The 15,560-nt window shown below is 58.1% G+C and carries 8 protein-coding genes and 1 pseudogene; 4 read left to right on the top strand and 5 right to left on the bottom strand.

Annotation, left to right across the window (positions count from 1 at the left end):
* Positions 1–197: 197 nt before the first annotated feature.
* Genes C1949_RS14705 through C1949_RS14695 form a run of 3 tightly spaced genes read right to left on the bottom strand, consistent with a single transcriptional unit; the run spans position 198 to position 5,647 of the window.
* Positions 198–1,652: an HlyD family type I secretion periplasmic adaptor subunit gene (locus tag C1949_RS14705; RefSeq protein ID WP_104739235.1), complete on the bottom strand. Its 1,455-nt coding sequence runs from the start codon at positions 1,650–1,652 to the stop codon at positions 198–200.
* Positions 1,649–3,820, bottom strand: a complete 2,172-nt coding sequence (locus C1949_RS14700; RefSeq protein WP_229744460.1) for a type I secretion system permease/ATPase — start codon at positions 3,818–3,820, stop codon at positions 1,649–1,651. The genes C1949_RS14705 and C1949_RS14700 overlap by 4 nt, the downstream gene beginning before the upstream one ends.
* A 9-nt stretch (positions 3,821–3,829) precedes the next feature.
* Positions 3,830–5,647: a TolC family outer membrane protein gene (locus C1949_RS14695; RefSeq protein ID WP_104739234.1), complete on the bottom strand. Its 1,818-nt coding sequence runs from the start codon at positions 5,645–5,647 to the stop codon at positions 3,830–3,832.
* A 569-nt stretch (positions 5,648–6,216) separates the two neighbouring features.
* Here C1949_RS14695 and C1949_RS14690 point away from each other — a divergent pair.
* Both C1949_RS14690 and C1949_RS14685 read left to right on the top strand, forming a co-directional pair.
* The gene (locus C1949_RS14690; RefSeq protein WP_229744459.1) at positions 6,217–7,488 is read left to right on the top strand and encodes an ABC transporter substrate-binding protein; all 1,272 of its coding nucleotides are present in this window, start codon (positions 6,217–6,219) and stop codon (positions 7,486–7,488) included.
* On the top strand, positions 7,485–10,274 hold the full coding sequence (locus C1949_RS14685) for an ATP-binding protein (protein ID WP_104739233.1): 2,790 nt from the start codon (positions 7,485–7,487) through the stop codon (positions 10,272–10,274). Before C1949_RS14690 ends, C1949_RS14685 begins: the two co-directional genes overlap by 4 nt.
* Before the next feature lie 15 nt (positions 10,275–10,289).
* On the opposite strand, the gene C1949_RS14680 is transcribed toward C1949_RS14685, so the two are convergent.
* On the bottom strand, positions 10,290–12,731 hold the full coding sequence (locus C1949_RS14680; RefSeq protein WP_146040332.1) for a 7TM-DISM domain-containing protein: 2,442 nt from the start codon (positions 12,729–12,731) through the stop codon (positions 10,290–10,292).
* Positions 12,724–13,542 carry a response regulator transcription factor gene (locus C1949_RS14675; protein ID WP_104739231.1) on the bottom strand — a complete coding sequence of 273 codons (819 nt, stop codon included), beginning with the start codon at positions 13,540–13,542 and terminating at the stop codon, positions 12,724–12,726. The genes C1949_RS14680 and C1949_RS14675 overlap by 8 nt, the downstream gene beginning before the upstream one ends.
* Positions 13,543–13,712: 170 nt before the next feature.
* Between C1949_RS14675 and C1949_RS14670 the strand changes: the two genes are divergently transcribed.
* Positions 13,713–14,615, top strand: coding sequence for a LysR substrate-binding domain-containing protein (locus tag C1949_RS14670; protein ID WP_104739230.1), 903 nt, complete (start codon positions 13,713–13,715; stop codon positions 14,613–14,615).
* Positions 14,616–14,796: 181 nt separating this feature from the next.
* Positions 14,797–15,392: pseudogene (locus tag C1949_RS14665) on the top strand (transposase); the annotation flags it as partial.
* Positions 15,393–15,560: the final 168 nt, after the last annotated feature.

The raw sequence follows: 15,560 nt of genomic DNA, 5'->3' as shown, positions 1-15,560 counted from the left end.
AGTGACCTCATTTTCATGTCCCTGGCCGCCCAACCCTCGGGCGCGCACTTGATTGCATTCCATCCGGACGCAGAGCGCCGGTTAAAAACGATGCGGCATTCGGCTGTTTTCCAACCGATAGCAAACGGCTTTGCGGTCAGCGCGGCACTGCAGTCCAGCCCGCACCATCCCGAATCACGGCACCGCCGAGTGAAGCCTCAGCGTTCACTCAGCGCATTCCCTTTTGCCCGCAAAATGGGTTTAAGCAGATAGTCGAGTACCGTTCGCTTGCCGGTCATGATGTCCAGCTGGACAGTCATTCCTGGTATCACGGCAAAGCGTTGGGCAAATTCGTTGTCTGTGGTCACCGCGCGCACCAGGTAATAGGTGTTGTCGCGATCATCGGTAATGCTGTCGGCGCTGATGTGCTGCAGTGAGGCAGACATGCCGCCGTATATTGAAAAGTCATAGGCATGCAGCTTGATCGTGGCAGGCAGCCCCGGACGCAGAAAGGCAATGTCCTTGGGCGCGATATTCGCTTCCACCACCAGCCGATCGTCACTCGGGACGATCTCAAGCACAGCATGCCCCTGCTGCACTACGCCGCCGATGGTGTTGTACAGAATCCGCTGCACTGTGCCGTTGACCGGCGAGCGGATCTCCGAGAACTTCACTCTATCCGCCAGACCATCCACGTTCTTGCTCAGGCTGCTGCGGGTACTGGTTGCCTCGCTGAGCTCCGAGCGCCACTGATTGCGCATTCCCAACTCGACCTCGGAAATTCGCGCGGCGGCCTCCTGAATGCTGGCCTCGATCTGACGCAGCTTTGCTTCGGCCTGTCGACGCTCGCCATTTGCCGATGCTTCGTCGCGCTCCAACCGCAGGATATCCATCTCGGACACCGCACCTGTCTTCAACAGTGGCCGGGTTACGCGCAGTTCGCGAGCAGACATCTCCTGCGCCTGACGCGCAGCGTGCAGCCGAGCGGCAACTTCATCGCGCTCGCGCAAACGCTGGCTGCGCTGCTCCTCGGCGATCTGCAAACGCTTTTGCAGCTCATCCAGGCTGGACTGGTAGTAATCCAGCTCCTGATCCGCCACCAACTGCTCGGCCGACGTCAGTGGCGCGTCGTAGCGCGGTGCATACTCAGTCCCATCGACCAGCGCCTGAAGGCGTTCGATCTTGGCACTGAGGGCGAACATCTTCACCGCACCTTCCTGAAAGCTCGCCACAAAGCGCGTCGGGTCGATTCGCACCAGCAAATCGCCTTTGCTGACCTGATCACCTTCGCTAACCAAAACTTCCTCAACGACCCCGCCGTCGACAGCCTGGATAACCTGCAATTGCTGCGAAGGAATAATCTTGCCTTCGCCTCGGGTGACTTCATCAACACTGGCGAGTGACGCCCAGACCAGCAACCCGATCAACGCCAGAACAACCGTGTACAAAAGGCCACGGGCGCGCAGCTCTCGCTGGTCTGCAATGCTCTGGTCGGCAGCAATACGCCAGTCGGCAGAAAAGCTGGAAAACCCGGCGAACAGCGGACGAAACAGCCGGTCAACCCAGCCACTGCCCGCCGCAGCGACGACCGACAGACGACCAAGCCTGTCGAAAGCCTGCTGCTCAACGGAGCCCTCTACCGACTTGGAGGTATCTACGTCGCGCGCGCTCATCGTGCTTTCCTCTGAATGGCACCGCGATTAAGTTCTTCAAGGACCGCCTGCTTTGGACCGTCCGCCACGACGCTGCCCCCATCCATGACAATCAGCCGATCAACCATGTGCAGCAGGCTGGTGCGGTGGGTAATCAGCAGCAACGATTTGCCACGCGACAGTTGGCCCAGCGCACTGCTGACGTGATTTTCCATCACGCTGTCCATCGCGCTGGTAGGCTCATCGAGCAACAGAATGGCGCTGTCTGGCATCAGCGCGCGCGCCAGCGCAACACCTTGCCGCTGGCCACCAGACAATCGGCGTCCGCCTTCACCAACAGGCATGGCCAAACCATCCGCGTGATTGCCGACCAACCCCTTGAGACCCGCGCGCTCTATTGCCTCCAGCAGGCGGCCGCGGTCCGGAGAGTCGATGCCGAGCGTGACGTTGTCGTACACGCTGCCGCTGATCAACTGGATATCCTGCGGCAGATAGCCAATCGCACTGCGCAACTCGGCGATATCAAGCTGCTCGATGTGAACGCCGTCGATAAAAATGCTGCCGGAACTCGGCCGATACAGCCCGAGCACCAACTTCTCCAGCGTGCTTTTGCCCGACCCGGCACGCCCGAGCACGGCCACCCGCTCACCAGCACGAAGATGAAATGACACATCAGACAGCGCCGGCCGGTCTTCGCCTGGGTAGGTAAAGCTGACGTTGCGAAATTCGATTTCGCCTCTCAACCCGGGCCGACTCAGCACCTGCCGCGACGGATCTCGCTCCTGCTCGCTGACCATGATTCCCTCTAGCGATTGCAGAGCTGTAGCCGCCTGATGGTATTGAGTCAGCAGTGATGCCGCTTGCGATACCGGCGCCAGTGCACGCGAGGACAACATATAGGCGGCAATCAGCGCGCCCTGGCTCATCTCTCCATCAATGACCAGGTACACGCCCACCAGAATCATCACCACCGATACCGACTGCTGTATCCATGCAGCGCCGGTACCGACCGAACTTCCCAGTAACCGTTGCTTGCCGGAGCAGGCCGAGAGAAAGATTGTGGCCTGCTCCCACATCGCCTGCATGCGCCCAGTGGCATTAAAGCTCTTCAGTATCTGGGCGGAGCCCAGCGCTTCGATCAATCCGGCATTGCGCTGGGCGCTGGCCTGGCTGGAGCTTTCTGCCAGCTTGTGCATCCGCCCCTGCACCGCCAGCGCATAGAGCAGTACCAGCAGAGCCCCGACCAACACAGGCGCCGCCATATACACGGAAATCAATCCAATAATGAGGATGAACAGCAGGAAGAACGGCAGATCAATCAGCGCCACCACCACCATGGAGCCGGTGAACGAGCGCACAGACTCAAACGCCTGCACGTTGGCAGCAAAGGAGCCAATGGAAGCGGGTTGCTTCTCCATGCGCATTCCGAGAATGCGTTGCATGATTCTCGACGACAGCACCATATCGGCTCGCTGCGCCGCCCGTTCGACAAACCAGCTGCGAAGCATGCGCAAGGTCAGGTCCGCGCAGATGATCAGAAACGCCCCCGCCGCCAGCACCCAGAGGGTATCGGTCGCGTGATTTGGCACGACCCGGTCGTACACGTTCATCACGAACAGCGGTAGCGTCAACGCCAGCAGGTTGACGAAGAACGCCGCAACCAGCACATCGCGATACACCCGCCGGTTAGCCTTGATCGCACTCCAGAACCAATGCTCATCGGCACTTGGCGTCGCTGCGCGGGCAGGGTCTGGCGCCGGTCGAAAGGCCTTTCGGCAGTATATGACCACCCCGGTGAATATGGGCGCCAACTCATCAAGCGCCAGCTCCTGGCGCTGCATACCCAGTTCCGGCTGCCGCACCTGGGCGGTCCTGCTGTCACGGTCAATCTGATCGAGCAGGCAGGCGCGATTGCCCTCCAGCAACAGCACACAAGGCAGTAGCTGGGTGTTAATTCGCCCCAGCGGCTGGCGTATCAGGTTGACTGAAAAGTCGAGCCGGTCAGCAGCGCGCTCAAACAGCGAAGGTGACAATCTGCCACCTTGCAGCGGCAAACCGTCTACCAGTGCACCACGAGTGGTAGCAATGCCCTGATCCGTCGCCAGCGCCAGCAGGCAGGCACTCAGCGGATCATCTACCTGAGGATCAGGCGCATCATGCGCAATCTGAGCGCCGCTTGGGGTCTGCACGATAACGACCTACTGAGTCCGCTCGATCAGCAGTTCGACACGGCGATTTTGCGCACGCCCCTCGGCAGTCGCGTTGCTCGCGACGGGCTGGTCAGCCGCCATGCCCGTTGCGGTTATCACGCTGGCCTGCACGCCAGCACTGATCAGAAAGTCGCGAACAGCGACCGCCCGTGCCAGTGACAAGGAGCGATTGAGTGCGTCGCTGCCAGTGCTGTCGGTATGCCCAACGACCCGAACGGACTTTACCCGTCCGCCGCCCAGCGCCGCCTGCTCAACGATGTCCTTAATCCGGGTCAGCGCGCTTGCCTTGAGTTCAGCGCTGCCGCTGTCGAATAACGCGTCGCCGGACAGACCTACTGTTTCGGCCAACGGCATGGCACGGTCATATTGGCTAATGTTCAGCTGAGCATCGCTATAGGCTGAGCAGTAACGGCTCTCAGCCGGAGCAGCCTCACCGGACAGGGCATCCTCCAGCGTGGGAACCTGCTCGCCCGTCACCGACAGCGTAGACAGCAGCGTCCCCATGCTCTGAAGCGTCCGCAGTTCTGCCAGCTGTTGATCGTACTTGCCAGCGACATAAGCACGCTCGGCCTGATAGGCCTCGTTCTCCGAGTCAAGAACATCCAGCAGGGTGCGGCGACCAATATCAAATTGCTGACGATAGGCCTCAATCACACTGCCGGAGGCGTCACGGTGCGCAGCCAACGACTGCTTGCGGACTTCGATGTTGAGAATGTCGGTGTAGGCGATAGTCGCGGTCTGACGAAGATCAACACAGGCCTTGTCACGCAGGCTCTGGGCCTGGTTGATTCGGCTGTGAGCTGCGCGCTCGGCCGCCCGATCACTGCCGCCGTTGAACAGGTTATAGCGCATTCTCAATTCAACGATGTTCTCGCTACCATAGGAGTCTGGATCGGTGCGGTTATCGAAGCTGTTGTTGTTTTTGTAAATACCCTGACGCAGTCCCAGCTCGAGTGTGGGGTAACGATTGGCCTTGGCAGCGCCCAGATCTGCCTCCGCGCTGCGGATATTCTCAAAAGCGGCATACAGCGCTGGGTTGTTCGCAAAACTAGTATTGAGCACCTGCTCAAGGCTATCCGGCACACGCCCTTGCGGAATGCTGACCGGGTCCATGTCATCGCTGGGTGCACGACCGACCAGACGCTGGAAGCGGGCTGTGACACTTTGCAGGTTGGCAACTTCGGTCATCAGGTTGGAGCGTGCCAGCGACACCCTGCCTTCGATCTGCTTGAGATCGGCGTGATTGCCCACCCCGCTCTCTGCGCGTTCTTCCACATGCTGCTGCACACGCAGGTGATGACTCAGGTTCTCCTGAGCGAGACCGACCAAGTCACGATAGCGAAGCACATCCAGATAGGCCTCTGCCGCTTCCAGCGCCTTGGCCTCGGCTTCGCTCAGCGCCTCATAGTAGAGCGCGCGGCTGCTGTACTCTGCATGGGCCAGGTTGTTACGCACGCGGAAGCCGTCAAACAGCATCTGGGTAAGTGAAATTTCCGCGTAGTTTCGAGAATAGTCACTGCGGTTATCAAACTGACGATTGCCCTGCCCCAGCGAGGCATCAACATCAATGGAGGGCAAATAACCGCCGGCAGCAACGCGAGCATCATGCTGAGAAGCGTAGTAAGCCTGCAGACTGGAGCTGATCTCAGGGTTGCTATCCAGCGTCTCGGCCACCACGGCGCGCAAAGAGTCGGTTTCGGCCTGGGCACTCATGGAGCAAATCGCCAAGCCAATCGCCAGCGCCAGAGACCGGCGCCCACGCGCCAGGGAAGACTGTTTCATCAAGGTAGAACGGTGGGTACGCATAGCTTACTCCGAGCGGTTCATCAGCAAGATCCGAACGACACCAATGCCATTGATCACCTTGACGGAAGCTGCGTTAACACCACTAAGCGGCTCAGACGTAACCCAATGTAAGGTCAGATCGAAACGCCACAGCGGAGGGAGTCGCGTCCAGGCGAGACATGATGAACATTCCCGATCATTCAGTTGTTCGTCAGGGGTGGGCCCGTTGGAGCCGGTCAGACTCAAGTGCTGTAGAAAAAACCGCGACTGAACTCCGGTCGCCACCCCGCGAGGGGAATTCTATTGAAGGGGGGCAACCCGCAAACAGGCCACAATCCGGAAAGCTGGAACGTCAGAAAACGAACCATAATCCGCCGATTCAAAGCCCTACCGCCGACAGCAACCGCAAGCTGTCTGCTATTGCGCCAGACAGGCCCCTGCTCTCAGAGGTATATGAGCCGGGCACGCACCTTTGAATGCGCGGACAGGCAACGCCTGATCAGGCACTTAAGATGTGGCGCAAGTACAATTGTGGAACGCCATCTGTTGGCTCATGATTGCCAGCGCCTGAAGAAAAACGAGCAGTCACCATGTCGTCACTCCGGATATTTTCCCTATCTATCGCGCTGCCGCTGAGTGCCATTGCACCGCTGGCCGCTGCTGCGGTTAATGTCATGCACTGGTGGGTGTCGCCCGGTGAGCAAGCGAGTATTCAGGTCATTCAGCAATATCAGGCTGAGCGTGGCATTGAGTGGATCACCACGGCGCGCAAAGGCAGCGGCACATCGAGCTATATGGATGCCGTCCGACAACGCGTGGCCTCCGGTGCACCACCGATGGCCTCCCAGGCAATTGGCTACGACATCCAGGATTGGGCCATGCAAGGCAAACTGGCCAATCTCGACGCCATCGCAGTAGACCAGGAATGGGAAGAAGTAATCCCCGCGGAGATTCAGGCGCTGTCGCGCTATCAGGGCCATTGGGTCGCCGTCCCCATCAATGCGCACGCGACCAACCGGTTGTGGCTCAACCAGAAACTGCTGTCGCAACTGGAACTTTCGGCCCCCGATACCTGGCCAGAGCTGCTGCAGATGCTCGATAAGGCACGTGCTGCAGGCGCTACTCCGCTTGCAATCGGCAATGAGCCGTGGGAACACACATTACTGTTTGAGAACGTTGCCGCGGGCACCGGCGGTGCCGATTTCTATCGACGGGTATTCCTCGATCTCACCCCCACGGCAGCAGACGACCTACTGTTACTGCAGAGCTTTGAGAGAATGCGCCAGCTACGGAGCTATATGGACGCCGGCAGGCACAATCGTAGCTGGGATGAGGCTACCGACCTGGTGCGCAACGGCCAAGCGTTAATGCAGGCTCAGGGCACCTGGGTCAATGGCGAGTTCCGCGCGCACGGTCTGATTCCAGAGCAGGACTACGCCTGCTTTCGCTTTCCTGATACCCAGGGCCTGTTTCTGTTCAACAGCGACCAGTACATGCTCTTCAAGGATTATCCCGCCACACCCGAGATACGCGAGGCGTTTGCCAGCTCGCTGATGGATATCGAGCTACAGCGACAACTCAACATTGCCACGGGCGCGGCACCGGCCAGAGTTGATGTGCCAAGTGCCACATTTGACCTGTGCGGCCAGCAGGCAATCAACGATCTGCGCGCTTCAAACATGCGGCGCACCGTTATGGGTTCCGTCGCCATGGGCAACGCCAATCCGGGCCAAGTAAAAGAGGCGATATACACCATCGTCAGCAGTCACCTTAATGACCAGTTGAGTGATGCCGAGGCGGTTGCTCAATTGAAGGCTGCCATTACCAGCTTCTCGCCGTCATTCCCCGGTACCAGCAGATGAACATTCTCAGCAAATTCAACCTCACCAGCAGGATCGTCTTTTTAGTGTCCCTGCTGGGCGCGCTTGCCGTCATCATCACGTTGTATTCACTGGCCAGCCTGCGGGCGGTAGACCGTGACTATCGTGCCCTGCTCAATCAGGACGCCAGAGCATCACTGCTGATCAGCGCGGCCCTGCTCGATCTGAGCGACGCCAGCCATCTGGTCCTGTCTGTGCTGACAGAACAGGAAGTCGCCGACATGCGCCAGACGCAACAGCAACTGGCCGTCGTCATGGAAGACTTTGACGACAAGCTGGCAACGATCGCACCGCTGGTGAGCAACGCCAGCCACCAGTTGAGCCTGATCCGCCAGCAGGAACGGGCTCTATTTGAGCAGGCCAACGCCGTCATCGACTCCGCTGCCCGCTGGCGAGGTGATCGAGCCCTGACAATCATTCACCAGGAGTTCGACCCAACCCTTCAGTCAATACGCCAGAATATGGATGTATTGCGAAGCCGCACTGTTAACAATTTCAACTCCACCTCAGAGGCACTCAGTGCAACTACTCGCGCAACAATGGTGAACACCGCCGCCGCATTCACCCTGGCCCTGATCCTTGTCATTGGTTTGTCGGCCTACATTTCATTGACGCAAATATCGCGGCCAATCAAGCAATTGACCAGAACCATGAACAGGCTCAGCCTGCGCGACTATGCCTGCCCTATTGATCACACCGAACGACAGGACGAAGTGGGCAGCATGGCAAAGGCGCTTGAGGTATTCCGAGACAACATGCAACGTGCCGATCGGCTAGAGCGCGAAGCGCTGATCGATGCTGAGAACAGGCGGATATCACAGCAGTTGATCGACCTCACCGAGGCAATGCCCGGAGCCGTGTTCCAACTCCGCGTCAATCCGGATGGAGAACAGCGGTTTCAGTTCCTTAGCGGCAAGGCAAGCCGCTACATCGGAGATTCGGCATTCGATGCCAGCCACTCAGGATTGCGTCTGGACCGGATTCGCGTTGATAAAAGCCCTGAACATACCCGAGCGCTGGAGCGCCTCATAAGCCAAAGTCTGAACCAGTTGTGCCCGCTGGATATGGAAATGGAAGTTGAGACGGAAACGCAGCGCTTCTGGCTGAAAACCCTCGCCAGTGCGCGGAAGACCAGCGACGGCGCAACACTGCTAAACGGCATCTGGCTTGATACCAGTGAAGCCAAAGCCCAAGCTCAGGCGCTGGAAACCGCAAAGGAGCAGGCTGAGCAAGCTGCCAAGGCCAAATCCGACTTTCTGGCCACCATGAGCCATGAAATACGAACCCCGATGAACGCCATCCTGGGGTTCGCCGAGCTGGTTCTTAAACACCCGCTAGAGCAGCGCCAGCGCGAACACATGGAAAAGCTGGTGCGCTCAGGCCAACACCTGCTCGGCATCATCAACGACATTCTTGATTTTTCCAAAATCGACGGCAAGCATCTGACCGTCGAACGCATTCCATTCTCGCCCCAGCAACTGCTTGATGACACTAGGGAGATGCTTGGAGACAAGGCCCGGGACAAGGGCTTGCAGCTTGAGTTTGAGCCGGCGTCTGCGTTGCCGAACCTGGTCGGCGATCCCGTGCGGATCTATCAGATCCTGCTCAATTACACCAACAATGCCATCAAGTTCAGTGAGCACGGCATCATTACCCTTCGCCTTGAACTACAGCAAGTCGCTGGCGAAGGTACTTGCCTGTATGGCGAGGTTGAGGATCAGGGCATCGGCTTGAGCGAACAGGAACAGGCAAAGCTCTTTGCGCCCTTCCAGCAGGCAGATACCTCTATCACGCGTCGCTATGGTGGAACCGGGCTTGGCCTGGCAATTTCTCGCAGTCTGAGCGAACTAATGGATGGCGACGTCGGCGTTCGCAGCACCCTGGGCAAAGGTAGTTGCTTCTGGTTCCGGGTGCGAGTCGGCATCGCGGCGCCCGACACCCCACTCACCATCAGCTCACCAACGCCGCCACAGGCTGACCCGGGTTTGAACGGGTTACGTGTTCTGCTAGTGGACGATAACGAGGTTAACCGTCTGGTTGCGAGGGAGTTTCTGCACGAAGCGGGAGTATTGGTAGACGAAGTCGAGGATGGCTACGACGCAGTGCAACAGTTGACCGAAAATAGCCAGCTCAACTATGACGCGGTGCTGATGGACGTCATGATGCCCGGACTCGATGGCCTCAGCGCGACCCGCATCCTGCGCCAAAATACCCGGCTCTACAAACTGCCAATCATCGCCATGAGCGCCAACGCTAGCCAGGAGGATGAGAAAAAATCGCTGCAAGCAGGCATGAATGTCCACCTCCCCAAACCCATCGATCAGCATTTGCTCTGGAGAACCCTGAGCCGGCTGTGCCTGGGTAATGTGGCCGACATACCGTCGCCCCGCGCCCCCGCGCCGGAAGCCGAGGACAGCGCATCGGTACTGGACCCTCTTCCGCTGGAGACTCTGAAGCAACTGGTGAGTACCGAGCGATTTATATCCATGCTCGCGATGCTGACCGCCGACTGTATAAAACGCGGTGAACGCTTCCGGGCTCTCGGCGACGCCGCCGACCCACAGACGTTGTCACGCGAAGCGCATGATCTGATCAGTACGGCGGGACACTCCGGGCTGAGAAAGCTAGAGCAAAGCGCACGGACGCTGAAGAGCGAACTCGAAAACGCGCCTGACGAGACGGTACTGAAAAAACTGTGCATGACCATCTACCAGAACGCTATGACCTCGGTAGCCACACTGGAAACCTACTTCGGAGTGCGCAGCTGACGTCCGGCGACTGCGCTAGTCCGCCTGCCGCCTTCGCTCGCACAGCGACTGGACCTGCTCCAGCAGCGCCTCGGTACTGGACGGTTTCAGCAGCGAAGCATCAAATGCCAGGTCTGAGTATGCGGCCTTCGGCCTCGGCGGCATCGACGAATAGAGCAACACCGGCAATGCCCCATAGCGCGAACGAACAACCTGCAGTAGCTCCCAGCCGTCGATCCCCGGCATCAACTGATCGGTCACCAGCAGATCAAAAGGCGAGCGTTCAAGCTCTTCCAGAGCTTCTTCTGCAGTTGCTACGGTTACGACATCAAAGCCATAACCCAGCAACAGATCGCCAAGAAATTCGCGGGTCAGCTCAACATCATCTACCAACAGGATGCTGAAGCCGTCGCCGTCCACACCGGAGGCGTAGTCCTCGTGAAATACCGAGTCGACCTCTTCCTCCGAGCCGACTTCCAGCTGCAGAGCAAAGCTGAAGGCGCTCCCGCCGCCTGGAACGCTGTTCACCTGAAGCGCCGCGTCCATCTGTTTCAGCAACTCGACAACGATCGACAGGCCGAGCCCGAATCCATCCACCCCCGACGCATTATCCCCTCGCCGAAACGCTTCTAGCATCCGATAGCTGTTCTCGGCAGGAAACCCGACACCGGTGTCACGAACGGTGAAGCGCAGCCTTACGCTGGCCTCCTCACGGACAGCACTGACCTGTAATACGATCAGCCCGTCGCGGGTAAACTTGGCCGCGTTGCTCAGTAGATTCATCAATACCCGGCGCAACTGCTGGAAATCCGCATTCACGATGGCCGGTAGGTCCTCGGCGAAGTCACAGCGCAACACGTTATTGCCTCGTTGAGCGAGAAAGCTGCCCTCTTCCTCTATCTCACGCAAAAAACCGAACAGGTAACCGGGCGCCAGACTCAGTTCGATGTGCTGCAACTCAACCCGGGACAGGGCCACAAGATCATCAAGTAGACTCAGTTGCTGTCCGGCCAGTCGCTCGATTCGCCGCAAATACCCGACAGAATCGCTAGCCCGCGCTTCACGAGCGTAGCTGATGATGCTGCCCAGCGGTGACCGCAGGTCATGGCTAATACGCCCGAGCAGGGAGCTGCGAGCGTCAAGCGACTCCCGAAGCTGGGTAGTACGTTGCTCAACCTGGCTTTCCAGCCGCTCGTGCTTGGCACGCTGCAGGTGGGCAACTTCTTCGTTGGCCTCACGTTCGCGCTGACGCAGCTGCCGAACCTCCGATATCAAGGTACAAACCAAGACCAGCGCGAGGAAAAACGAGGTCTGCAACGAGTAGCCGTCCAGTACCTTAAACTCATAATCGAGGACAACGTTACGGTACAGCCAATAGATACCCTGAAGCAAAAGCTGCAAGCAAAGTAGCCAAGCAACCCAACTAACTGGAACCCGGCGAATAACCGACAGCAGCAACGAAACAGGAAGCAGGATGTAGATACCGAGACGCAAGATGTAAAAGCGCTCCCGAGACATGAAAAAATCGCCAAAAGCCCCCTGAAGCAACACAATCACCGTCGCGCAGAGCAAGCCCAGCGTAATGGCATTAAACCAGCGCCCGAGAAAGCGCATGCGAAACAATTCGAAGATGAAAAAGTAGCAAAATACGTAGGTGATTGCAGACAAGATGGCGACTGCCATCCTCGACCAGGGCAACAACGTAGGCCAATAAAACAGGTAACCATCAACGACCAGCACAACCGCACAATAAAACAACAGCGCCAGCCCGTTGAGAACCAGTAACTTCGAGCGAATGACGATACCCACGACCAACCCGACCAACACGATCAGCAGCACTGCGCCGAACGTAAAGCCATCCAGCAAGTGCTCGGCAGACATCGACTCAATCAAAGTCTGCTGATCCCACAACGTCGGCGCTAGCCACATCACGCTGCGACTGACTACTCGAACCAGCACCTGGCGTTGCTCACCGGGCTGCAGCTGAAATTCAAATCGTGGTTGCCGTGCGAGGAAGCCCCATTGGTCAAGCGGAACCAGACTGCCAGCCTGCTCCAGAGTCCACCCTCCTGCCCCCTTGCTATATACCTTCAGTTCCTCAAGCCGTGGCTCGCCTATGGTCAGCCAACTGCTGCAAGGGCCTGATCGCTCATTCTGCAAAGTGAACCTGAGCCAGATAGCCGACCGGGTGAAGTTCCAGCTGAGAAGGCCAGGTCGATAAGGAACAAAGGCGCTAAGGGGTAGCGCCAGCACCTCCGCAGGCTCAAGGGCATGGGTCGGGTCCTCAAGCAGGGATGCCTGACCATACAGCGGCACCTCCCCATCAAGGCAGGCATCGACTGCCGCCTCCGCCGACAGAGGCCACACCAGCAACAACAGCAGCGCCGAGAACAACCCGCCACCGGCCTTGAACGCCATACGGATCAATCCGCGCCTAGGGTTAGCAACACCGGCATCCTGAACAAGAAGACTATTCAACGGTCACTTCTTTGGCCTGTTGCCTGAACTCGGTTGGCGTCACGCCGATCTTGTGGCGAAATGCGGTGGTGAAATTACAGGCGCTGCCGTATCCGACCCAATCTGCGATGTCCTGCACACTCATCTCGCTTTCGGCGAGCAACTGCTGACTCTTGCGCAATCGTAACTCGCGCACATAAGCAAACACTGTCGTGCCCATGTGCTCACGAAATAGCCGGGACAAACGCTTGTCATAAGTGCCCACTCGCTGAGCAATTTCAGCGAGGGACGGTAGCTCTCCGAGGTTATCGTTGATCAGGCGCATGGCTGCCCGCAACAACAGTTGATCTTCAGAGTTGTTGTTACGCGTGATAGCCGGCCCGTCAGCCAGAGCAACAGCCTCCGGGGTTGGGGACGAGTTAAGATGAAGGTGGACACGAATGCGTGCAATGACCTCCTTGGGGTCGCACGGCTTGAGCACATAATCCCCACCGCCAACCTGAAATCCCTTGAGGCGATTGTCCAGCGAGCCTGCGGAGCTAAGGAAGATAACCGGGATAGGATGCAGTCCCTCTGCTTCTCTCAGCAGGCGGCAAAAGGTGAAACCATCCATATGAGGCATCTGCAAATCTAATAGGACAAGGTCTGGACGCAGCACCAGAGCACGCTGCAAACCCTGTCGGGCATCATTTGCCGCCGAAACCTTCCACCCCGCCCGGCGCATCGCCTGAATAATCGTGCGAACATCATCGGGATTATCGTCGACAACCAGAATGTGCGGGATATCTATGTCCGCGATACGACCCGTTTCCCCTTCTATACCTCTAAGCATTTCAAGCACTCCCAAGCAGGTACTTGTCTGCTATTCCCCTCGCTCAAAGCCAGCAGCCGAGCAATCAAAGGCACGCCCTGTGCGCTGCGAGATAACCTACCACCCATTCGAAGAATCATGGAGTTTTCTGCGGAAACATCCATGCAACTTAACGTTGCGCGAGACAGCCCATGCGAGACCCCCAACTGCTGACCGAGCTTTACTGGTACACATATGTGGTAGAACTGGGTAGCTTTTCCGCTGTGGCGCAGCAAACCGGTATCGCAAAATCAAGTCTAAGCCGCAGAATCAAGAGCCTGGAAACCAGGCTCGGCGTGCAATTGCTCAGCCGCGGCCCTCGCAAATTCCTGATGACCAGCGTCGGAGAAGAGGTGTACAGCAACGCGCTGGAAATGATCGCAGCGGCCCACGCGGCAAAAACGTCCGCAGAAGAAGCCAGAGAAGAGCCCGGCGGACTCATCAAAATTACCGTACCGGCCGTGCTGTCAGGTTACCTGATCAGCCAACTGAAGCACTTCAAAAACCGCTACCCAGGCGTACGCTTTGAGCTTTATTACGAGCATGAGATCACAAGTAGATCAAATATTCACTTTGATCTGAGTTTCACCCTTGAAGCCGCACCTACCAACAGCTCAGAAATAGTGGTTCGCCCAATTGCGAACCTATGCCAGGCATTCTTCGCCAACCCGGAATTAGCCGCACAGCTGACGGAGAAAACGACAATTGCCGAGGTTGAAGACACTCAGTTGCTGGTACTTGGCCAAGGCTCGACCCCAGCGCCACTTTACCTGCAAAGCGGTGTCAGGCAGGTAAACAAGCCCTCCCTGGTGTCCAGCAACCTGCAAACGCTCAAGGACGCTGCCAAGGCGGGGTTGGGCATTGCATGCCTGCCAATAGTGGGTTGCGAAGCAGAGCTTTCCTCCAATCAGTTGCAAACCGTTTGCCTCCACGACCGGCCAATGCCTACGCTACTGACCAGCCAGACGCCGCCGTTCAAAGGCATTACACCGACGACTCGGCAACTCATCAAAACCATTGCTGCCGGACTGGAAGGCTACGCTGAGCGTCACTAGCTGCACAGCAGAGACCACCTGGTCGCGACACTCCTCTCAGTTATAAACACAGGGCCATCACGTACGGCACTGCGTTGCAGGCTCCGGTGAACGAGCCCCCTGAAAGACAGGACACGGTTTCCCCCTTACCATAAGGGATAGGCAAACGACTGTGTTTATGACTACCAGCAAAGATAAAACCATTGAAATCCTCGGCCAGGAGCGGCGTCGCCGCTGGAGCACCGAGGAAAAGCTCGCCATGGTGCGCGAGAGTCTAGAGTCGGGACAAAGTGTCTCGGTGGTGGCTCGGCGCAACGGCATCAACCCAAACCAGCTGTTCCATTGGCGCAAGCTCTATCAAGACGGCAGCCTGTCTGCAGTTAGCTCAGGTCAAGCTGTCGTGCCAGCCTCGGAGCTGGCGGATGCCCTCAAACAGATCCGCGAGCTGCAACGGATGCTGGGCAAGAAGACCATGGAGGCAGAGATCCTGCGCGAAGCGATGGAGATCGGTCGCTCGCGAAAATGGATTGCGCACTCACCCTTGTTGCCGGGGGACGACCAGTGAAAGTGGTCAGTGAAAGTCTCGGTGTGGCGCGCTCGCAATTGACGGCTCGACTAAAACAACCTGTCCCGGGGTCGCAGCCGCGTCGTCGCCGGATGCTCAACGATACGGCCCTGGTCGAGCAGATCAAGCGGGCCGTCGGCGCGTTGCCCAGCTATGGCTATCGCCGGGTCTGGGGCCTGTTGCGTCGGCAGCATGAGCAGCAGGCCCAGCCACCGGTCAACGTGAAGCGGGTTTTGGGGGAGAGGTCACCGAATGAAGCCACCCCGCCGGATTCTCTCCCGGGCATCACGCAGCGTCCTCAAGTGGGTTGGCGGTGCGGCTTCTCCTAGCTTATACAGTCGCGGCACGGGATGCGGTAACACGCTCGAACTCAGCAACCTCTGCAACCACATAAGCTATGT

The sequence above is a fragment of the Halopseudomonas oceani genome (assembly GCF_002903165.1).
Taxonomy (GTDB): Bacteria; Pseudomonadota; Gammaproteobacteria; order Pseudomonadales; family Pseudomonadaceae; genus Halopseudomonas; species Halopseudomonas oceani.
This window is presented reverse-complemented; position numbering and strand designations above follow the sequence as displayed.